This window comes from Agromyces arachidis (assembly GCF_052805135.1).
On the sequence record NZ_JBRBDK010000003.1, the window covers coordinates 305,686 to 325,702 of the forward strand.

The following is a 20,017-nucleotide window of genomic DNA, read 5'->3' on the forward strand; positions in this document are numbered from 1 at the left end:
ACCTCACTGGTCGCCTCCCCGGTCGTCTCCTTCGACGAGCGCGAGGAAGGAGTCCTCGAGCCCCGACGCCATCGGGTGCAGTGCGGAGAGCTCCACGCCGCCGACGAACGCCGCATGGCCGACCACCCCCGGATCGGATTCGGACACGATCATGCCGTCCGGTCCCTCGGTGTACTCGAGGCCCGCCTGGTGGAGCGCCGCGGCCAGCCGCGCACGATCGGGGGAGTCCACGACGGTCGACGGCTCGGCCTCCAGCGCGAGGCTCGACAGCGGGCCGGACCTGACCAGCCGGCCCCGCGAGATGATCACCACGTCGTCGACCGACTGCTGCACCTCGCTCAGCAGGTGCGAGCTCACGAGGACCGTGCGGCCCTCGCGTGCGAGGGCCTGCAGGAACCCTCGGATCCACCTGATGCCTTCGGGGTCCAGCCCGTTGATGGGCTCGTCGAGCACGAGGACGCGCGGGTCGCCGAGCAGCGTCGTGGCGAGTGCGAGGCGTTGCCGCATGCCCAGCGAGTATCCGCCGACGCGGCGGTCGGCGAACTCGTCGAGGCCGACCTGCCCGAGGACGGCGTCGACCCGGTTCGAGCGGATGCCGCCGGCGGTCGCCACGACGCGGAGGTGGTTGCGCGCGGTGCGCCCGGGATGGAACGCCGCGTCGAGCGCGGCGCCGACGGTCTCGAGCGGGCGCGCCAGGTCGCGGTAGCGCCGGCCGGCGAAGGTCGCGGCGCCCTCGGTCGGGCGCACCAATCCGAGGAGGGCGCGCAGCGTGGTGGTCTTGCCGGCGCCGTTCGGGCCGAGGAAGCCGGTCACGCGGCCGGGTTCGACGATGAAGGAGAGGTCGTCGACCGCGGTCACCCGACCGAAGCGCTTGGTGAGGCCGCTGATCTCGATGGGGATGCCGTCCACCATGCGTGCTCCTCGGGTAGGGTCCGGGGCCCGCGACACCGCGAGCCCCCGTCAGCCTAGCGAGTCGACGTCGGTGCCGGCCGGTCGGCGTGCGTCTCAGGTGAGCGGGCGGATGCCGCTCGGCAGGACGCCGCCGCCGTACAGGTGGGTCGCGGCGTCCTGCAGCGCGGTCAGGGCGAGCCGATGCGGGTACGGTCCGTACGAGATCCGCGCGACGCCGAGTTCCTCGAGCCGATCGGGGGGCGGGATGGAGGGGAGCCCGATGACGCTGAGACGGCGCTCGCCGAGGCCGTCGACGAGCTCGGCGACGACGTCGTCGTCGAAGTCGCCCGGCACGAAGACGCAGGTCGCGCCCGCGTCGAGGTAGGCCAGCCCGCGTTCGATCGCGTCGGCGATCCGTTCGTCGCGCGGGCGGTCCCGCCCGAGCAGCCACGCGTCGGTCCGGGCGTTGAGCGCGAAGGGGACCCCCTCGGCCGCTCCGGCCGAGACCGCCGCGCGCACGGCGGCGACCGCGTCGGCGATCGGTCGCAGGCCGTCCTCGAGGTTGGCGCCCGCGACGCCGAGTCCGATCGCGCGGCGGATGGTCTCGCCGGGGTCGCCGTATCCCGCTTCGAGGTCGGCGCTCACCGGCACGTCGACGGCGTCGGCGATCCGCCCCACCATGTCGAGCATCAGGTCGACGGGGATGCGCTCGCCGTCGGGGTAGCCGTGCATCGCGGCGATGGCGTGGCTCGCGGTGGCGATCGCGGCGGTCTCCGGGAGGGCGGCGACCGCGCGGGCGCTCGCGACGTCCCAGACGTTCACGACCTGGAGGAGCTGCGGGTCGTGGTGGAGGCGACGCAGCTCGACGGCGCGCGCGGCGACGGGAGCGGAGGCGGGGGCGCTCATGAGCCCACCCTACGGGCGTCGGGCCAGCGCTGTGCCGAGGCCGGCGAGGAACCGGTCGACATCGGACTCGTCCGTGTAGGGAGCGAGCCCGACGCGCAGACCGCCCGCGTCGCCGAGGCCCAGGTGGCGGGACGCCTCGAGCGCGTAGAAGCTGCCGCTCGGGGCGAGCACCCGGTCGGCCGCGAGGCGTCGGGTCACGTCGTCGGCCGCATGCCCCTCGAAGGTCATGAGCACCGTCGGCGTGCGCCGGGCCGCGCGCGAGTGCACGGTCACCCCGTCCAACTCGTCGAGACCGGCGGCGAGCCGCTCGGCGAGGGCGCGCTCGTGCTCGTGCAGCGCGGCGTAGGACGTGGCGAGGCGCGTGCGACGCGAGGCCGCGGCATCCGTCGTCTCGGGGTCGAGGCCGGCGAGCACGTCGACGGCCGCGGTCACCCCGGCGAGCAGCTCGTAGGGCAGGGTGCCGAACTCGAAGCGCTCGGGCACCGCGTCGGTCGACGGCAGGAGCTTGTCGGGGTGGATGGATTCGAGCAACTCGGGCCTGGCGACGAGCACGCCGCAGTGCGGTCCGAGGAACTTGTACGGCGAGCAGACGAAGAAGTCGGCGCCGAGGGCCGCGACGTCGGGCAGCTCGTGCGCGGTGAAGTGCACGCCGTCGACGAAGAGCAGTGCGCCCGCCGCGTGCACGGCCGCGGCGATCGCCGCGACGTCGGGCATCGTGCCGATGAGGTTCGACGCCGCGGTGACCGCGACGAGCCGCGTGCGCGGGCCGAGCAGCGAGGCGACCGCCTCGACCGGCAGCTCGCCGGTCTCCGGGTCGAACTCGGCCCAGCGCACCGCGGCGCCGGCGCGCTCGGCGGCCTGCACCCACGGGCGCACGTTCGAGTCGTGGTCGAGGCGCGTGACGACGACCTCGTCGCCGGGCCCCCAGTCGCGCGCGAGGTGCCGCGAGAAGTCGTAGACGAGCTGGGTGGCGCTGCGCCCGTGCACCACGCCGCGCGGGTGCGCGTCGACGAGGTCGGCGACCGCGAGCCGGAAGCTCGTCACCGCCTCCTCGGCACGCACCTCGGACTCGCCGATGACCCCGCGGTTCGACAGCGGGCCCGTGAGCACGGATGCCACGGCGTCGCCCACCTGCCGGGGCGTCTGCGTGCCGCCCGGCCCGTCGAACTGCGCCCACCCGTAGTCGAGCGCGGGGAACCAGGAGCGGATGCGTGCGACGTCGTAGCCCATGTCGCGAGCCTATGCGCGGCGGGCCCGGCGCGGACGGCGCCTCGCGCCGCGCCGGCGTCACCGGCCCGGCGGGTTAGCATGCAGGCATGCAGGGGGTGGGGGAGTCGCCCGGGCCGGTCGACGAGCGACCGGCGCCCGACCTGCCGCCGCGGCTGTCGTTCACGGCGCTGCTCGACGGGTTCTTCTTCGTGTTCGCCGGCGCGTCGGCGGTCTGGCTCGCCTGGCTGCTCTTCGAGCAGACGTTCCGGTTCGGATGGTGGGGCATCGCGTTCTTCGCGGTGTTCTGGCTGGTGCTCGCCTACCTCGTGCTGCCGAGGCTCCATCGGATCCTCACGACCGTGTACGTGCCCGAGTACTTCATCGGCCGCACGCGGACGAGCGACGGGCTGCTCGGCGATCCGGTGAACCTGGCGTTCGACGGCCCCGAGTCCGCGGTGCACGTGGCGATGCGGGCCGCCGGATGGACGCGGGCCGACGACGTCACGCTCGCCTCGGGCTGGCGCATCGTGACGTCGACCCTCTCGCGCCGCAGCTACGACGAGGCGCCGGTGAGCCCGCTGTTCCTGTTCGGTCGCCAGCAGGACTTCGCCTACCAGCAGGAGGTGGCGGGCAACCCGGCGAAGCGACACCACGTCAGGTTCTGGCGCACGCCGGACGGCTGGCTGCTCCCGGGCGGCCGGCGCGTCGACTGGCTCGCCGCGGGCACGTTCGACCGGGCCGTCGGATTCTCGCTGTTCACCCTGCAGGTCACCCACAAGATCGACGCCGACATCGACATCGAGCGCGACCACATCGTCGCGACGCTCACGGCCGCCGAGCCGGGCATCCGCGTCGAGGTGCTGCGCGACTTCTCGACCGGCTACCACTCCCGCAACGGCGGCGGCGACACGATCCGCACCGACGGCGACCTGCCGGTGGTCGACGTCACGGGGGTCGGGGCGACGGATGCCGCGGCGGCTCCGGCCGCGGCGGCTCCGGCCGCGGACGCCTTCCCCGCCCGACCCGGCGGCGCGGAGGCGGGCTCGTGACCGCCGGTCCGGGCTCCGACGCGCGCACCGGCAAGCGCGCGGCGTTCGAGTCGCCGACCCGCCTCGCCGAGCGCGAACCGCGACCGCTGCGCGCGACCCGGCCGGCGGCGACGGCGTTCGGCGCGGCGCTCGTCCTGCTGCGCGTCGTCGCGGGCGCCGTCTGGCTCGTGGCGCTCTCGATCCAGTGGGATACGGTGCTCGGCGAGTTCGACGCGTCCGTCGGACGGGGGACGTCGACCTCGACGGCCTCCGCGGAGACGCTGCTCGCGATCGTCCTCGTCATCGGCGGCACGGTGCTCGTGCTCGACCTCGTGTTCGCCGTGCTCGTCTGGTTCGGCAGCAACTGGGCGCGCATCACGGTCATGGTCTTCTCGACGATCAACATCACCATCGCCGCGATCGACTCGTTCACCGGCGACACCGAGGTGACGGTGCGGACCACGTTCCTCACCGTCGCCCTCGACATCCTGATCCTGCTCGCCCTGTCGAGCCGCAATGCGCGCGCGTGGGCGCGCCTGCCGCGACTCGGCCGGCACGGGCGCACGCGCCGCGGGTGACGACGGCTCAGGCGACGGATGCCGCGTGGCGGGCGCACGGGGCGGACCCGCACGACTCGCACCGCACGAGCTGCCCGCGGCACGCGGCATCCGTGCAGTTCACGGTGCGGTTGGTCGCCGCGCCGCAGCCCTCGCAGACGCCCACGACCGCGGCGTGGTCGCTGAAGTCGACCGAACCGCGCCCGTCGAACACGTAGAGCGAGCCCTCCCACAGCCCGTCGTCGCCGAAGCGCTCGCCGTAGCGGACGATGCCGCCCTCGAGCTGGTACACCTCGCCGAACCCGCGGTCGGCCATGAGGCTCGAGAGCACCTCGCAGCGGATGCCGCCGGTGCAGTAGGTCACGACCGGACGGCCCTTCAGGTGGTCGTACGCGCCCGAGTCGAGCAGCCCGACGAAGTCGCGCGTGGTCTCGGTCGGCGGCACGATCGCGCCGCGGAACCGGCCGATCGCGGCCTCGACCGCGTTGCGGCCGTCGAAGAAGACGACCTCGTCGCCGCGCTCCGCGACGAGCTCGTGCAGGGCGTCGGGGGAGAGGCGCGTGCCGCCGCCGACCACGCCCGACTCGTCGACGACGAGTTCGCCCGGCGCGCCGAACGAGACGATCTCATCGCGCACCTTGACGCTGAGCTTCGGGAAGTCGACGCTGCGCCCCTCGTCGTCGAGCCCCGTGCCCTCGCTCCACTTCACGTCGAGCCCGCGGAACCCGCCGTACTCCTTCGTCTTGCGCACGTAGCGCTTGAGCGCGCCCATCTCGCCGCCGAGCGTGCCGTTCAGGCCGTCCTTCGACACGAGCACGCGCCCGCGGAGCCCGAGCGACTCGGCGAGGTCGCGCTGCCACAGCCGGATCGCGTCTGGGTCGGCGAGCGGCGTGAAGGCGTAGAACAGGATGATCTTGGCGAGCGGCACCCCGAGATCCTAGGCGCGCCGGCTGGGCGGATGCCACGTTGCGGCGCGTGCGCGGGCCCGCGGCGCGACCGCGGCCGTATCCTGACCGCGACGCCGACCACCCCCGACGAGGAGGTACGCGATGCTCGAGGTGGATCCCTACGACGCCCTCCAGCGCCTCCGCCCGGTGGGGTCGTTCCAGGTCGGGAGCAGCGACTTCGACGACGGCGGCCCGCTGGCCCGACCGCAGTGGTCGCACGCGGCCGGAGGCGTCGACCGTTCGCCCCAGCTGTCGTGGAGCGGCTTCCCCGACCGCACCCGCGGGTTCGCGGTGACCTGCCTCGACCCCGATGCCCCGAGCGGATCGGGGTGGTGGCACTGGGCCGTGCTCAACCTGCCCGTCGAGACCACGAGCCTCGAGGCGGGGGTCGGCGAGACCGGCGCGGCGCCCCTGCCCGACGGGTCGATGGTCCTGCGCAACGAGGACGGCGTGCGCGGCTACGGCGGCGCGGCGCCGCCGCGAGGCACCGGCCAGCACCGGTACGTGTTCGTCGTGCACGCCCTCGACGTGCCGAGCCTCGACCTCGATCCCGACGCGACGCCCGCGGTGCTCGGCCTCCGCTGCTTCGGCCACGCGCTGGCCCGCGGCATCCTCGTGGGCACCGCCAACCGCGACTGACGAGGCCGACCGCCGACCGTCGCCGGGCCGGGCTCAGTCGACGCGCCGGCCGAACAGGAGGTACGAGATCGGGCCGACGAAGTTCACGGCGATGACGATCGCCCAGACCCACTTGCGCCCGTTCACGTCCTCCGCCGGACGGCGCGCCAGGTCGGTCCAGGCGACGGATGCGAGCGCGAGCTGGATGACGCCGCCGACGATCCCCCTGACCCGCTGCCCCGTGGAGAGGTCGCTCCACTGCTTCGCCTTCGCCATGACTCCTCCGATCCTCGGTGGGATTCAGTGCTTGTTCCCCGACAGCGCGAGCACGCCGCCGAGGCCGATCATCATCACGCCGCCCGTCGCGGCGAGGTGCGACGCCCGCTGCGGCGAACGGCCGAACCAGTCGCGCGCCCACCCGGCCGCGAGGGCCCACACCGAATCGCAGGCGAGCGCGAGCACCACGAACGCCGTGCCGAGCAGCCCCATCTGCAGCGGGATCGCCCCCGCGTCGAAGGCGACGAACTGCGGCAGCACCGCGACGAAGAACGCGATCGTCTTGGGGTTCGTGACGCCCACGACGAAGCCCTCGCCGAGCAGCCGCCACGGCGAACGGGCCGCGACCTCGCCCAGGACCGCGTCCGCGGCATCCGCTCGATGCCGGATGGCCTGCACGCCGAGGTAGGCGAGGTAGAGCGCGCCCGCGATCTTGATGCCCGTGAACAGCAGCACCGACTGGGCCACGACGACACCGACCCCGAGCGCCACGGCGGCGACGAGCGGCAGCATCCCCAGCGCGTTGCCGAGCACGCTGAGCAGCCCGCCGACCCGCCCGAGGGCGAGCGACCGGCCGATGACGAACAGCACGCTCGGCCCCGGGATGACGATGAGCACCACCGAGGCGAGCACGAACGCCCAGAGGTTCGATGCGGGGACCACGAGCGGATGCTACTCCCCGTCCGGCCGCGACGCAGGGCCGGACGTCCTCATTCCTCCTCGGGCTGCGGGGCGATCGGCCGGGCCAGCCGGACCCGGGTGCCGAACGGGTCGGAGACCATCGAGACGCGCTCGCCCCACGGGGTGTCGTCGGGCTCCTCGATGACGAGGTACCCCGCTCGTGCGAGCGCGGCGGTCGTCTCGTCGACGTCGTCGACGTAGAACCAGAGCAGCATCCCGGCGCCCTCGCCGGCGGGGGAGTTCTCGGCGAGGCCGAGCCCGAGCTGCGACGAACCCGCCTGCAGGGTGACGAACAACGGGTCCCCCTCGACCGGGTACCGGTAGACGAGGGTCGCGCCGAGCGCATCGTGGTAGAACCGCATCGCGGCATCCATGTCGGGCACCTCGACGATGGCGAACCCGGATTCGATCATGACCCCTCCCGCCCCCGACGGTACGCGGCGCCGGGCGATGCCGCTAGCGTGGCAGCGTGAGCGAGCACATCTCCACCGACGTGGCCGACGGCGTCGGGCGCCTCACGCTCCAGCGCCCCCAGGCGCTGAACGCGTTGAGCTACGAGATGATCCGCGCCATCACCGCCGTGTTCGAGGCGTGGCGGCACGACCCCGAGGTGTCGACGGTCGTGCTCGACGGCGCCGGTGAGCGCGGCTTCTGCGCCGGCGGCGACGTCCGCGAGCTCTACGGGTACACCACGGGCGGGCACGCCGCCGAGGCGCTCCGCTTCTTCCGCGACGAGTACCGCCTCAACGCGATGATCGCGCGGTACCCGAAGCCCGTGGTCGCGATCATGGACGGCATCACCATGGGCGGCGGGATCGGGCTCGCGGGGCACGCGTCGATCCGCATCGTCACCGAGCGCTCGCGCGTCGCCATGCCCGAGACGCGCATCGGGTTCACTCCCGACGTCGGCGGCACCTGGCTGCTCGGCCGCGCCCCCGGCGAGCTCGGGACGCACCTCGCCCTGAACTCGCGCACGATGGACGCGCCCGACGCCATGCACGCCGGCTTCGCCGACGCCTACGTGCCGTCCGACCGCATCCCGCACCTGCTCCAGGCGCTCGCCGAACGCGCCGATCCCGGCACCCCGTGGGAGATCGTGATGCTCTTCGACGAGACCCCCGGGCCGTCGGCGCTCGCCGCGGCGCGCCAGTGGGTCGACGCGTGCTACTCGGCGCCGACCGTCGCCGGCATCATCGCCCGGCTCCGGGAGTTCGCCGACGGGCGGGCGGATGCCGCGGGGCCGTCGGACGGGTCCGCGACGCGGCATCCGTCGGAGCAGCCCGCGTCGGCGTACGCGGCGGCGGCGGCCGACGAGCTCGAGGTGCTCTCGCCCACCGCGCTGACCGTCACGCTCGAGGCGGTGCGGCGCGCTCGGACCCTGCCGTCGCTCGAGGACGCGCTCGAGCAGGAGTTCCGCGCCGTGTCGTGGTTCATCGGCCAGCACGACCTGCACGAGGGCATCCGCGCCCAGGTCATCGACAAGGACCGCAACCCCGCATGGGATCCGCCGACCCTCGACGGCGTGCCGGCCGGGCTCGCGGCGCGCGTGCTCGAGGAGCAGCTCCACGAGCCCATCTGGCCCGAAGCGCCCTGAGCGGATGCCGCGTCAGCGCGCCTTGGCCACGGCGGCCTCGAGCGCGACCCAGCCGAGCATGGCGCACTTGATGCGCATCACGTACTTCGCGACGCCGTGGAACGCGATCGCGTCGCCCAGGACGTCCTCGTCGGGCTCGCCCTCGCCCTTCGAACGAAGCATCTCGCGGAACACCTCGGCAGTCGCCAGCGCCTCGTCGACCGGCCGGCCCTGGACGAGGTCGGTCAGCACCGACGCCGACGCCATCGAGATGCTGCAGCCGTCGCCCTGCCAGGCGACCTCGTCGATGGTCTCGTGCGCGGGGTCGAGCCTGACGCGCACCGTGATCTCGTCGCCGCACATGGGATTGAACTCGTGATGCTCGGCGTCGGCGCCCTCGAGCGGGCGGTCGCCGTGCCGCTCCTTCGCGTGGTCGAGGATGATCTGCTGGTAGAGGTTCTCGAGTCCGGCCATCAGGACACCTTCCGTCCGAGTCCGAAGAAGCCGCGCACCTCGCCCATCGCGGCGACGAAGCGGTCGGCCTCCTCGGCGGTCGTGTACACGTGGGCGCTCGCGCGGGTGGTCGCCGTGATGCCGAGCGCCCGGTGCAGCGGCTGCGCGCAATGGTGGCCGACGCGCACGACGAGCCCGGCGTCGTCGAGGAACTGGCCGACGTCGTGCGCGTGCACGCCGTCGACGACCACGCTCACGAGGCCGGCGCGGGGCTCGCCCGCCTGCGGACCCACGATGCGCACGCCGGGGACGGCGGCGAGGCCGTCGATCACCCGGTCGGCGAACGACTGCTCGTGGGCGGCGACGGCGTCCATGCCGATCGACTCGAGGTAGCGCACCGCGGCGCCGAGTCCCACCGCCTGCGACACGGGCTGCGTGCCCGCCTCGAAGCGGTGCGGCGCGGGGAGGAGGTGGGACTCCTCCATGGTGACCTTCGTGATCGTGGACCCGCCGGTCCGCGCGGGCGGCAGCGCGTCGAGCAGCTCGCTTCGGCCGTACAGCACCCCGATGCCGTTCGGGCCGAGCATCTTGTGGGCCGAGAACGCGGCGAAGTCGACGCCGTACGCGGCGAAGTCGACGGGCCGGTGCGGCACCGACTGGCAGGCGTCGAGCACCACGAGGGCGTCGGCGACGCGGCCGTGCACGAGGGCGGCGATGTCGGCGACGGGCGCGATCTGGCCCGTCACGTTCGAGACCTCGGGGAACGCCACCACGCGGGTGCGCGGCGTGAGCACGGCGCCCAGGTCGTCGATGCCCCAGCGCCCGTGCTCGTCGACGCGGACCGGGACGATGCGGGCGCCGGTCCGCTGGGCGACGCGCTGCCACGGCAGCAGGTTGGCATGGTGCTCGGCCTCGGTCACCACGATCTCGTCGCCCGGCTGCAGGGCGAAGCGCTCCGCATCGGCGCCGCCGATGCCCGCGCTGGCGTCGGCGATGCCGAGCGCGACGAGGTTCAGCGCATCCGTCGCGTTCTGCGACCAGACGACCTCGCGCTCTCGGGCGCCGACGAACCGCGCGACGTCCGCCCGGGCCGACTCGAACAGGGTCGTCGACTCACCCGTCGCGGCGCTCGTGCCCCGGTGCACCGCGGCCAGGTGGTGCTCCAGGTAGTCGCGTTCGGCGTCGAGCACGGCGAGCGGTCGCTGCGACGTCGCGGCGGAGTCGAGGTACGCGGCCCTGACGGCGTCGCCGGCTGCGGCGAAGGCGGGGAAGTCGAGTCGGATGTCGCGGACCGGGCGGCCGCCGACCGAGTCGGCGTCGGTGTGATTCATCGCCTCCATGGTCTCATGCGGGGGAGACGACGCGGCTGGGAGGCCCGCAGCGGCCGGCACCGCGACATCCGTCACCCCATTCGGTAGCGTGGCCCCGTGAAGACCCACCACCTGCGTACCCACCGGAGCGACGAGAACCTCGCGCGAGAGGGCCAGCTCGCCTGGCAGCTCGCGGCCGTCGCGATCGATCCCGTCGAGGTCGAGGACGACGTCACCGACATGGTGGTGAACCGCGTGATCGACAACGCCGCGGTCGCCGCGGCCTCGCTCGGACGCCGTCCCGTCGTCGCCGCCCGGAGCCAGGCCCTCGCCCACCCGGTCTCGATCGGCGGCGACGGCGCCACCGTCTTCGGGGCCGACGCCGGGCGGCGCACCTCGCCCGAGTGGGCCGCATGGGCCAACGGCGTGGCGGTCCGCGAACTCGACTTCCACGACACGTTCCTCGCCGCCGACTACTCGCACCCCGGCGACAACATCCCGCCGATCGTCGCGGTCGCCCAGCACGTCGCCGCGGCGCGGGGCCTCACCGGGCGCGACGTCGTGCGCGCGATCGCGACCGGCTACGAGGTGCAGATCGACCTCGTGAAGGCGATCACGCTGCACGCGCACAAGATCGACCACGTCGCGCACCTCGGCCCGTCGGCCGCGGCGGGCATCGGCACGCTGCTTGGCCTCGACCAGGAGACGATCTTCCAGTCGATCGGGCAGGCGCTGCACACCACCACCGCGACCCGGCAGTCGCGCAAGGGCGAGATCTCCACCTGGAAGGCGCACGCCCCCGCGTTCGCGGGCAAGATGGCCGTCGAGGCGGTCGATCGCGCGATGCGCGGCGAGACGAGCCCGGTGCCCATCTACGAGGGCGAGGACGGCGTGATCGCGTGGCTCCTCGGCGGACCGGAGGCGAGCTACGACGTGCCGCTGCCCGAGCAGGGCGAGGCGAAGCGCGCCATCCTCGACTCCTACACGAAGGAGCACTCGGCCGAGTACCAGGCGCAGGCGCTCATCGACCTCGCGCGCCGCATCCACGAGAACTACCCGATCATCCTCGACGACCCCGAGCGCATCGAGTCGATCACCATCCACACGTCGCACCACACGCACAACGTCATCGGCTCCGGGGCGAACGACCCGCAGAAGTACGACCCGGATGCCTCGCGCGAGACGCTCGACCACTCGATCCCGTACATCTTCACGGTCGCGCTGCAGGACGGCACGTGGCACCACGTCGACTCGTACTCGCCCGAGCGCGCGCACCGGCCCGACACGGTCGCGCTGTGGCGCAAGGTCTCGACGGTCGAGGACCCGGAGTGGACGCGCCGCTACCACTCGCTCGACATCGACGAGAAGGCGTTCGGCGGCCGGGTCGTGATCCGGCTCGCCGACGGCAACGAGATCGTCGAGGAGATCGCCGTCGCCGACGCGCATCCGCTGGGAGCCCGGCCGTTCGGCCGCGAGCAGTACGTGCAGAAGTTCCGCACGCTCGCGGAGTGGGTGCTCGAGGAGTCCGAGATCGAGCGCTTCCTCGACGTCGCGCAGCGCCTGCCGGAGCTCGGCCCGGACGAGCTCGGCCAGCTGACGATCACCGCCGCCCCGGGTGTTCTCGCCCACGTGGAGGTCCCCTCCGGCCTCTTCTGATCCGCCGGCGCCCCCGCCCCCTGACCCCCTGACCCCATCTCGCGCAGTATCGGACGCTTCACCGGCCACCTTTCCGTCCGATTCTGCGCGAGATCGCGGGGTCGCCGTGCCATCCGCGGCGGGCGAGGTTGCGCGCGATGCGCTCGACGAGCCGGGCGGGGGCGTCGAGGTCGGCCTGGGTGACCTCCATCACGTGGAAGCCGAGCGATTCGAGCTCCGCCTCCCTCGTCCGGTCCCGGCGCCATTGCCGCAGGTCGGTGCGGTGGTGGTCCCCGTGGTACTCGAGCACCTCGCCGAACTCGCGGAACAGCAGGTCCACCCGGCCGACCAGGCGCCCGGCGGGGTCGCGGATCTCGACGTTCGCCTCGGGCCGGGGCAGGCCGGCCAGCACCACCAGCGCGCGGAGCTCCGACTCCTTCGGTGATTCCGACGCCGGATCGACGAGGTCGAGCGCGCCGCGGAGCTTCGGGCGACGTCGGAAGTCCGGGTACGCGTCGGCCGCCGCATGCAGCTGCTCCGCGGTCGTCGTGCAGGAGCGGATCGCCGCATCCGCCGCGGCCACCAGCTCCGGCACCGTGAGATCGATGGCCAGGTCGCACCAGGTGCGCTCGAGGCCGGTCACCGCGATCCGTCGCACCTCGGTGATCTCGGTCGGCGGGATCCGCAGCCGCCGACCGACGACACCGGCACGCCTGACGGCGGGGGCGTCCGGCGGCACGGCGATGTGCAGCCTCGCCGCCTCGCGGAACCGGTGCGGGACCGGGATGCCGTGCAGGAGCGCCGCCGTCGGACCGCAGAACACCGCGCCGGGCCGGCAGACGGTGAGCAGTGCGCGGCAGCGCCCCTCGAGGCCGGCGCCGAGCGGCATCCGAGCGCCGTGGATCGACGAATCGAGATCGCGTGCACGAAGTCGGTCGATCGTGATGCCGGCCTCCAGCGCCTCGGCGACGGGGAAGGGGATCGCGGCGAAATCGTCGGGGAGCGGTCCGGGGCTGCGCACCGCTCCAGCGTCCCCATCGCCGAGTCGCCACGGTCGCCGACCGAGGACGCGCGCCCTCCCGCTCGTACTGCGCACCCTGTGCAGGACCAGTCCCGCCCGGCCATCTCGCGCAGTATCGGGGCGAATGCCGGCCACCGAACCGTCCATTTCTGCGCGAGATCTGCGCGAGGGCTGCGGGCGTGGGGCGGGCTGGGGTGGGGGGCGATGGGGCGAGCGGATGCCGCGTCCCGCCGCCGGGCCCTAGGCTGGGGTGGCGTCCGCGACGCGGCGGACGACCGAGATCCCCACGAGGAGCACGATGAGCGAGCAGACGACGCAGGAGACGACCGCCGCCGGCACCGCATCCCCGCCGCAGATCTACAAGGGGCTCGCGGGCGTCCCCGTCGACTACACCGCGATCTCGAAGGTCAACCCCGAGACGAACTCGCTGCTCTACCGCGGATACCCGGTGCAGGAGCTCGCGGCATCCGTCACGTTCGAGGAGGTCGCGTACCTGCTCTGGAACGGCGAGCTCCCGGATGACGCGCAGCTGGCCGAGTTCGAGGAACTCGAGCGCGGCCACCGCGGCCTCGACCACGAGGTGAAGCGCATCGTCGACGAGCTGCCGCTCACTGCGCACCCGATGGACGTCGTGCGCACCGCGGTCAGCGTGATCGGCGCGAGCGACCCCGCGACGCCCGACGACTCCCGCGAGGCCAACCTCGAGAAGGCGATCCGCCTGTTCGCGAAGCTGCCGTCGATCGTCACCTACGACCAGCGCCGACGCCACGAACTCGACTTCGTCGAGCCGCGCGCCGACCTCGGCTACTCCGCCAACTTCCTGTGGCAGGCGTTCGGCGAGGCGCCCGAGCTCGAGGTCGTCAACGCGTTCGACGTGTCGATGATCCTGTACGCCGAGCACTCGTTCAACGCGTCGACCTTCACGGCGCGCGTGATCACCTCGACGCTCTCCGACCTGTACTCGGCCGTGGTCGGGGCCATCGGCGCGCTCAAGGGCCCGCTGCACGGCGGGGCGAACGAGGCCGTCATGCACGCCTTCGACGAGATCGGCCTCGGCGACGGGTCCGGCGACCGCGCGGCCGCCTGGCTCGACACCGCCCTCGCCGAGAAGCGCAAGATCATGGGCTTCGGCCACCGCGTCTACAAGAACGGCGACTCGCGGGTGCCGACGATGCGCGATGCGCTCGAGCGGATGGTGGAGCACTACGGCCGCCCCGACATCCTCGACCTCTACACCGCGCTCGAGACGGGCATGGGGGAGCGAAAGAACATCAAGCCGAACCTCGACTACCCCGCCGGACCGACGTACCACCTGATGGGGTTCGACACCGAGACGTTCACGCCCCTGTTCGTCGCGAGCCGGGTGACCGGCTGGACCGCGCACATCATGGAGCAGAACGCGTCCAACGCCCTGATCCGGCCCCTGTCGGTCTACAACGGACCCGACGAGCGCCACGTGCCGCCGAAGGGCAACGCCGCGGGCGGCGACGCGGCCTGACGGCGATCGACCCCGTACGGGGGGCGTGCCCCGAACCGAAGATGAGTAATCTTCACGTCAGCGGCCGACGCCGACCCGACGCCTGACCGGACGTCTCGCTGGAGGTGCGCTCATGCGCGCGCATTCCGACGGAGGACGCGGTTCGGAACCGCGTCGCCGGATCAGGCTGGTCGCCGCAGCGGCGACCTCGGCGCTCGCGCTCGCGGGCCTGGGCGGCGCGCAGGTCGCGCTGGGAGCGGACGGCAACGTGGGCGTCAGCGTCCTCCTCGCCTCGACCGACTTCTTCGGCCCTGCAGAGAACGAGAGCCTGCCGCCGGGCACCATCGAGGTGTACGACGCGACGGGCGATGGTTCCGCGCCGATGCTCACGGTGCCCGTCGGTCCGATGGCGCTGTTCGAGCACACCTGGCTCGACCTGCCGGACGGCTCCTACCGGATCCGCGCCAGCGTCGACGGATACCTGCCGACCTGGGCGGGATGGGCGGTCGACGGCGGCGCGGAGTCGACCGACGAGCAGGGTCGGATCCCGTCCCTCATCGACGCGTACCATCCGTTCAGCGCGCCCGTCGCCTTCGCCGACGCGCCGGTGCTCGATGTGGCCGAGGGCGACGAGTCGCTCGAGCAGCCCGCCTACGCGACGGTGCTCGCGGCACGATCCACCGCCTTCATCGGCGGCGTCGTCTTCGACGAGCAGCTGGCCCCCGCCGAGTCGGGCACGGTCGAGCTCTACCGGATCGGGCAGGGCACGCCGGCCCTGACCGCGGCGATCGAACGCGGACAGTACGTGATCGACGACGTCGCGCAGGGCAACTACCACCTGCGGTTCGTGCTGGGCGAGCAGGAGCAGTGGTGGCCGTACGAGGCGACGCGCTCGCGCGCCCAGGTCCTGAACATGCCGTCCGCCGGCGGAGGGTGGGTCGCGATGGATGCGACCTTCGCACCGGTCGACCCGAGCGCGCCGGGCGAGCGCCTGGCCATCGACGGCGACCCGGTCGAAGGCGGCATCCTGAGCCTGGCGCCGTCGCTCGCCGACCCGTTCGACATCCCCGGGCTCAACGACGCGCGACTGACCCGCATCGCCTGGTTCCTCGACGGCGAGGCGATCCCCGGGGCCGTCGGCCCGACGTTGGTGGTGCCGCCCGAGGCCGTCGGCGGCGAGATCACCGCGACCGCCGAAGCGGTGCAGATGCTCGGGTACTTCCGCACCCGCATCGAATCCCTGCCGGTCGGGCCGGTGGGCGAGGCGACCGAGCCCGAGATCGCGCCCGCGCCGATTCCGGAGATCGTCGGCGATCCGATCGTCGGCGTCCGGCTCGACACGACGCTCGGCACCTGGGCGGCCGGCACGGCCCGCACCTTCCAGTGGTACCGCGACGGCGAGCCGATCCCGGGGGCGACGAACCGGGGCTACGTGCCCAAGGGCACCGACCTGGGCGGCGAGCTCGTCTTCACCGTGACCGGCGTCCTCGACGGGTACCGCGCCACCGTGCGGTCCAGCGCATCGACGGATCCGGTCGCCGAGGGGACCTTCGCCTCGCCGTCGGCGACCCTGAAGACCGACCGGATGGCGCTCGAACCCCGGGTCGGCGACCAGATGCGGGCGGTGCACGGGGCGTGGACGCCCGGCGCGGAGGCCTGGAGCTACCAGTGGTTCCGCGACGGCGCGCCCATCGACGGGGCGACGGGCGAGTACTACACCGTGACGATCGACGACCTCGACGCCGTCCTCTCCGCCGCGATCACCGGGTCGCGGCTGGGCTACGCGACGACCACGGCGGAGAGCGCACCCAGCGGCGTCGTCACGCCGGGTCTGTTCCGCGCCGACCGGCCGGTGATCGTGCCGACCCCGCAAGTCGGCGTGGAGCTCTCGGTCGACCTCGGCACATGGGTGCCCGAGCCCGACGTCCTCACCATCCGCTGGGTGCGCGGGACCAGCATCCTCGCCACCGGGCCGACGTACACCCCGGTGGCCGCCGACGCGGGTCGGAACCTGAGGGTCGTGGTCACGGGCGAGAAGGAGGGCTACACCACGATGCAGCGCGCGAGCCTGGCGGTCGAGGTGCTGCCGTAGGCGGTTCGCGACTGCGCACAACGCCGCGCCGCGGCATCCGTCGTCGCGCTGTGCGCCGTCACCAATGATGGAAGACCCACGACGGATCGGGCATACAGTCGTGGACCATGCACATGTTGTTCCGCACGCTGCTGCACGTGCTCTTCCTCTCGCGGCGCAAGCCCGACCTCGGACACTACGACGTCGCGCATACCCGCTTCCGCGTGCTGCCGACCGACCTCGACGTCAACCGGCACATGAACAACGGCGTCTACTTCTCGATCATGGACGTCGCCCGCTTCGACCTCCTCGTCCGCAGCGACGTCTGGCGCATCATGCGGCAGCGCCGCTGGTACCCGGTCGTGGTCAGCGAGACCATCACGTTCCGCAAGTCGCTCGAGCCGTGGCAGCGGTTCACGATCGAGTCGCGGCTGCTCGGCTTCGACGAGAAGGCCGTGTACTGCGAGCAGCGGTTCGTGCGACCCGGCGCCGACGGCGAGCCCGAGATCTACGCGAAGGGCTTCATCCGGGCGCGGTTCCTCCGCAAGGAGGGCGGCACGGTGCCCGTGTCCGAGCTCGTCGAGGCCTTCGGCGCGCCGCCCGTGAGCGACGAGCTGCCCGAGTGGATCGAGCAGTGGGGGGCGGATGTCGCGCTGCCGGCGACCCGCGCGGAGGCGCCGTCCGTCTGGGCCTGATCCGCCGGACGACCGGATGCCGGCGACCGCGCGCCACGCGAGGCCGGTTCGCCGCCGGGACCGATGGCCTGTCGAGGACCGGTCGTCGCGGATATCCTCGGTACGAGGCGAGGTCCCGGCGAGGAGGTCGAGATGCCGTTCCGGAGTCTGAGTACCATCCGATCGTGGCTGGTCGAGTTCGAGCAGCTCGGGTACCGATTCAGCGGTGAGGTGCGTGCGATCGAGCAGGATGGCGCTGCCGGCGCCGATACGGGCCTGGTCGCGGTCCGCCTGTCCGACGGCGCGACCGTGATCACGATCCAGCCCGAGATTCGCGGCGCAGTCCGCTGGGCGGTGACGATCGAGGCCCGGGAGACGCCGTTGATACTGGACGCGCCGGCTCTCCTCAACCAGGCGGCCGAGCTCTCGGTCGTCGCGGCGCTCTGCGCCTTCCTGCAGGCGAAGTCCATCGAGTTCGTCCGCGCCGACCCCGTTTGAGTCGCCCGCCGAGGCCTACGAGACCGCCTGCCTCGGCACCACGATCTCGCGGAGGATCAGCAGGATGCCCGCCGAGATCGGGATGGCGACCAGCGCGCCGAGGAGCCCGAGCAGGGTGCCGCCGGCCAGTGCCGAGATGAGCACGATGGCGCCCGGTACCTGCACCGCCTTGCCCATGACGCGCGGGGTGAGCACGTACGCCTCGACCTGCATGTAGATCAGCATCGCGACGAGCACGATGGCGGCGGCGGTCGGGGAGACGAACAGCGAGACGAAGGTCATCAGGATGGTGGTCAGGACCGTGCCGATGAGCGGGATCAGGGTCACGAACAGCGCGACCACGCCGAGGATCAGTGCGTACGGGTTGCCGGTGAGCACGAGGAGGATCGTCGAGTACGTGGCGTTGAGGAACGCCAGCACCACCATGCCGCTCAGGTACTTGCCGATGGACTGCATGATCCGCTCGGCGAGCGGGACCACCACCGGTCGCTCGGATGCCGGCACGAGCGTGTAGATCGCCTGCTTCGAGCTGTCGAGGGTGGCGATGAAGTAGATCGACAGTACGACGACGAAGAAGCCCGTCGACACGGCGTTGAGGATGCTGACGCCGAACGCCAGCGCGCCGCCCCCGATGGTCGCCCAGGTGTTGGGGTCGGAGAGGAGGTCGCCGAGGCCCGCGGCGACCGCGGCGGCGATGCCGTTCGTCGTCTCGTTGAACTGCTCGAACCACCCGGACTGGACGAGCGCCTCGATCTGGCCCGGCAGGCCGGTGATCAGCGCCGTCGCCTGCTCGACGACCGGCGGCACGAGGATCCAGATGATCCCGACCACGACGACGATGAACAGGATCAGCACCGTCACGATCGCGGTGCCGCGCCGCATCCCGCGCCGCTCGAACCAGCGGATCAGCGGGTCGAGCCCGAGCGCGACGAACGCGGCGACGAAGACCGACAGCATGACGTCGCTGAGGTTGATGAAGATCAGGGCGAGCAGCGCGGCGCCCAGGAGCCCGAGCGCCACCCGGAAGCCCCAGACGGAGGGGTGGGTGGCCATCGACTGCAACGGGTCGGCGCGGTGCGGGGTGGGCTCCGGCAGGGCGGGGGTGGTCTCCGGCAGGGCGGGGGTGGGCTCCGGCGAGGCGGGGCGGGGGTCGTCGGTCATGTGCGGGCTACGCGGCCGGTGTCCGGAGTTCGCGGTAGTGGGGCCCCAGGGTGTCGAGGTACCCGTCGGCCTCCCAGTCGGGCAGCCGTTCGCCGGCGCGGGCGGCGGCGAGCCGGTCGAGGTAGTAGTCCCAGCCGGCGCCGAGGCTGCCGACGTCGCCGCCGGGCGGGATGCGATGGGCGAGGGTCAGCGTGGTGAGCCCGCTGCCCTCGTTCAGGTGCACGAGGAGCCGCCACGGCGGCGCGTCGTCGGGCTGCTCGATGTCGAGGTGCACCCGGTGCGGCGGCGCGCACTCGAGGATGCTGACGTCCTCCCACGGGGCGTCGGGGCCCTCCGCCGTCATCCGGAACCGCACGGCGCCCGTCGACGGGCTGCCGGTGTACGTTCCGATCCAGCCGTCGAGCGAGGCCGGGTTTGTCAGGGAGAACCAGACGTCCTCGATCGGAGCGCGGAACAGGCGATCGAACTGCAGGTACAGCCCGTCCGCCTTCTGCGTGTAGTGGCCGGTCGGTCGGATGCTGGTCATCGTCGCCCCCCGCGTGTCGTCCTGGGTTCAGGCTAATCCCGGCTCGCGCGCAGGGCTAGAGTGACGCGCATGGGCAGTTCGGGTTCGAAGCCCCGGGTGAAGCACACGCCGGCGCAGACGCATCACGACGAGGAGCCGCTCCGCATCGGCGGCCGCCATCCGGACATGTGGGGGTGGTTCGTCGGCGTGATCGTGTTCGCGCTGCTCGCGGTGCCGCTCAGCGCGGCGTTCGCGTTCGCCACCAATCCGGCCACGCAGCAGCTGTTCGCGGGGCGCCTCTCGGACGCCACCACGGCGGGCTACCAGGCGTTCTGGTGGGTGGTGACGCTGCTGCTGCTCGCGCTGCCGGTGCTGGTCGGCTACGGCATCGCGCGGATGTCGCCGCGGGCGCTGGCGATCGTCGGCGGCGTCGTGGCGGTGTTCTTCGTCGCCATCCTCATCCTCGGCCAGCTGTTCGTCTTCTGACGTAGGCCCGTCGGGCGGATGCCGCGGCGCGGGCCGGCGA

22 protein-coding genes are annotated in these 20,017 nt (G+C 72.8%); 10 read left to right on the forward strand and 12 right to left on the reverse strand.

The features are described 5' to 3' along the window. Nucleotides 1-3: 3 nt before the first annotated feature. The 3 genes from ACUY4T_RS06385 to ACUY4T_RS06395 form a co-directional block, all read right to left on the reverse strand. Complete coding sequence (locus ACUY4T_RS06385; RefSeq protein WP_446018071.1) at nucleotides 4-912, reverse strand: ATP-binding cassette domain-containing protein; 909 nt, start codon at nucleotides 910-912, stop codon at nucleotides 4-6. A 93-nt stretch (nucleotides 913-1,005) separates the two neighbouring features. Further along, nucleotides 1,006-1,797 (reverse strand): isocitrate lyase/PEP mutase family protein, encoded by a 792-nt coding sequence (locus ACUY4T_RS06390; RefSeq protein WP_446018072.1) that lies wholly within the window; start codon nucleotides 1,795-1,797, stop codon nucleotides 1,006-1,008. 9 nt (nucleotides 1,798-1,806) lie between these two features. After that, entirely contained in the window at nucleotides 1,807-3,027 is a 1,221-nt protein-coding gene (locus tag ACUY4T_RS06395) for a cysteine desulfurase-like protein (RefSeq protein ID WP_446018073.1), read from the reverse strand. An 86-nt stretch (nucleotides 3,028-3,113) separates the two neighbouring features. On the opposite strand from ACUY4T_RS06395, the gene ACUY4T_RS06400 reads away from it, so the two are divergent. Both ACUY4T_RS06400 and ACUY4T_RS06405 read left to right on the forward strand, forming a co-directional pair. Further along, nucleotides 3,114-4,055 (forward strand): LssY C-terminal domain-containing protein, encoded by a 942-nt coding sequence (locus ACUY4T_RS06400; protein ID WP_446018074.1) that lies wholly within the window; start codon nucleotides 3,114-3,116, stop codon nucleotides 4,053-4,055. Next, nucleotides 4,052-4,612: a hypothetical protein gene (locus ACUY4T_RS06405; protein WP_446018075.1), complete on the forward strand. Its 561-nt coding sequence runs from the start codon at nucleotides 4,052-4,054 to the stop codon at nucleotides 4,610-4,612. Before ACUY4T_RS06400 ends, ACUY4T_RS06405 begins: the two co-directional genes overlap by 4 nt. A gap of 7 nt (nucleotides 4,613-4,619) precedes the next feature. On the opposite strand, the gene trhO is transcribed toward ACUY4T_RS06405, so the two are convergent. After that, the gene (trhO, locus tag ACUY4T_RS06410) at nucleotides 4,620-5,519 is read right to left on the reverse strand and encodes an oxygen-dependent tRNA uridine(34) hydroxylase TrhO (RefSeq protein ID WP_446018076.1); all 900 of its coding nucleotides are present in this window, start codon (nucleotides 5,517-5,519) and stop codon (nucleotides 4,620-4,622) included. 121 nt (nucleotides 5,520-5,640) lie between these two features. Here trhO and ACUY4T_RS06415 point away from each other — a divergent pair, with 121 nt between their 5' ends. Continuing rightward, the gene (locus ACUY4T_RS06415; protein WP_446018077.1) at nucleotides 5,641-6,177 is read left to right on the forward strand and encodes a YbhB/YbcL family Raf kinase inhibitor-like protein; all 537 of its coding nucleotides are present in this window, start codon (nucleotides 5,641-5,643) and stop codon (nucleotides 6,175-6,177) included. Between the two features lie 33 nt (nucleotides 6,178-6,210). Here ACUY4T_RS06415 and ACUY4T_RS06420 read toward each other — a convergent pair whose 3' ends face one another. Genes ACUY4T_RS06420 through ACUY4T_RS06430 form a run of 3 tightly spaced genes read right to left on the reverse strand, consistent with a single transcriptional unit; the run spans nucleotide 6,211 to nucleotide 7,526 of the window. Beyond that, nucleotides 6,211-6,432, reverse strand: coding sequence for a PLD nuclease N-terminal domain-containing protein (locus ACUY4T_RS06420; RefSeq protein WP_446018078.1), 222 nt, complete (start codon nucleotides 6,430-6,432; stop codon nucleotides 6,211-6,213). A gap of 24 nt (nucleotides 6,433-6,456) precedes the next feature. Next, nucleotides 6,457-7,095, reverse strand: a complete 639-nt coding sequence (locus ACUY4T_RS06425) for a LysE family translocator (RefSeq protein ID WP_446018079.1) — start codon at nucleotides 7,093-7,095, stop codon at nucleotides 6,457-6,459. Between the two features lie 47 nt (nucleotides 7,096-7,142). Beyond that, complete coding sequence (locus tag ACUY4T_RS06430; RefSeq protein WP_446018080.1) at nucleotides 7,143-7,526, reverse strand: VOC family protein; 384 nt, start codon at nucleotides 7,524-7,526, stop codon at nucleotides 7,143-7,145. Nucleotides 7,527-7,582: 56 nt separating this feature from the next. Between ACUY4T_RS06430 and ACUY4T_RS06435 the strand changes: the two genes are divergently transcribed. Then, nucleotides 7,583-8,707: an enoyl-CoA hydratase/isomerase family protein gene (locus tag ACUY4T_RS06435; RefSeq protein ID WP_446018081.1), complete on the forward strand. Its 1,125-nt coding sequence runs from the start codon at nucleotides 7,583-7,585 to the stop codon at nucleotides 8,705-8,707. A gap of 12 nt (nucleotides 8,708-8,719) precedes the next feature. On the opposite strand, the gene sufU is transcribed toward ACUY4T_RS06435, so the two are convergent. Both sufU and ACUY4T_RS06445 read right to left on the reverse strand, forming a co-directional pair. Further along, entirely contained in the window at nucleotides 8,720-9,160 is a 441-nt protein-coding gene (sufU, locus tag ACUY4T_RS06440; protein WP_446018082.1) for a Fe-S cluster assembly sulfur transfer protein SufU, read from the reverse strand. Further along, nucleotides 9,160-10,470 (reverse strand): aminotransferase class V-fold PLP-dependent enzyme, encoded by a 1,311-nt coding sequence (locus tag ACUY4T_RS06445; protein WP_446018083.1) that lies wholly within the window; start codon nucleotides 10,468-10,470, stop codon nucleotides 9,160-9,162. Before ACUY4T_RS06445 ends, sufU begins: the two co-directional genes overlap by 1 nt. Nucleotides 10,471-10,566: 96 nt before the next feature. Between ACUY4T_RS06445 and ACUY4T_RS06450 the strand changes: the two genes are divergently transcribed. Next, nucleotides 10,567-12,105 carry an MmgE/PrpD family protein gene (locus ACUY4T_RS06450; RefSeq protein WP_446018084.1) on the forward strand — a complete coding sequence of 513 codons (1,539 nt, stop codon included), beginning with the start codon at nucleotides 10,567-10,569 and terminating at the stop codon, nucleotides 12,103-12,105. A 58-nt stretch (nucleotides 12,106-12,163) separates the two neighbouring features. On the opposite strand, the gene ACUY4T_RS06455 is transcribed toward ACUY4T_RS06450, so the two are convergent. After that, on the reverse strand, nucleotides 12,164-13,105 hold the full coding sequence (locus ACUY4T_RS06455) for a hypothetical protein (protein ID WP_446018085.1): 942 nt from the start codon (nucleotides 13,103-13,105) through the stop codon (nucleotides 12,164-12,166). A gap of 298 nt (nucleotides 13,106-13,403) precedes the next feature. Here ACUY4T_RS06455 and ACUY4T_RS06460 point away from each other — a divergent pair, with 298 nt between their 5' ends. The 4 genes from ACUY4T_RS06460 to ACUY4T_RS06475 all read left to right on the forward strand — a co-directional run bounded on the left by ACUY4T_RS06460 (nucleotide 13,404) and on the right by ACUY4T_RS06475 (nucleotide 17,825). Next, on the forward strand, nucleotides 13,404-14,603 hold the full coding sequence (locus tag ACUY4T_RS06460) for a bifunctional 2-methylcitrate synthase/citrate synthase (protein WP_446018086.1): 1,200 nt from the start codon (nucleotides 13,404-13,406) through the stop codon (nucleotides 14,601-14,603). Between the two features lie 112 nt (nucleotides 14,604-14,715). Next, entirely contained in the window at nucleotides 14,716-16,674 is a 1,959-nt protein-coding gene (locus tag ACUY4T_RS06465) for a hypothetical protein (protein WP_446018087.1), read from the forward strand. A 107-nt stretch (nucleotides 16,675-16,781) separates the two neighbouring features. Further along, nucleotides 16,782-17,348 (forward strand): acyl-CoA thioesterase, encoded by a 567-nt coding sequence (locus tag ACUY4T_RS06470; protein WP_446018088.1) that lies wholly within the window; start codon nucleotides 16,782-16,784, stop codon nucleotides 17,346-17,348. Between the two features lie 132 nt (nucleotides 17,349-17,480). After that, nucleotides 17,481-17,825 (forward strand): hypothetical protein, encoded by a 345-nt coding sequence (locus tag ACUY4T_RS06475; RefSeq protein WP_446018089.1) that lies wholly within the window; start codon nucleotides 17,481-17,483, stop codon nucleotides 17,823-17,825. A gap of 15 nt (nucleotides 17,826-17,840) precedes the next feature. Here ACUY4T_RS06475 and ACUY4T_RS06480 read toward each other — a convergent pair whose 3' ends face one another. Both ACUY4T_RS06480 and ACUY4T_RS06485 read right to left on the reverse strand, forming a co-directional pair. Next, entirely contained in the window at nucleotides 17,841-18,986 is a 1,146-nt protein-coding gene (locus ACUY4T_RS06480; protein WP_446018090.1) for an AI-2E family transporter, read from the reverse strand. Nucleotides 18,987-18,993: 7 nt separating this feature from the next. Further along, nucleotides 18,994-19,512: an SRPBCC domain-containing protein gene (locus tag ACUY4T_RS06485; protein WP_446018091.1), complete on the reverse strand. Its 519-nt coding sequence runs from the start codon at nucleotides 19,510-19,512 to the stop codon at nucleotides 18,994-18,996. Nucleotides 19,513-19,581: 69 nt separating this feature from the next. Between ACUY4T_RS06485 and ACUY4T_RS06490 the strand changes: the two genes are divergently transcribed. Further along, on the forward strand, nucleotides 19,582-19,977 hold the full coding sequence (locus ACUY4T_RS06490) for a hypothetical protein (RefSeq protein ID WP_446018092.1): 396 nt from the start codon (nucleotides 19,582-19,584) through the stop codon (nucleotides 19,975-19,977). The last annotated feature ends 40 nt before the right edge of the window (nucleotides 19,978-20,017 follow it).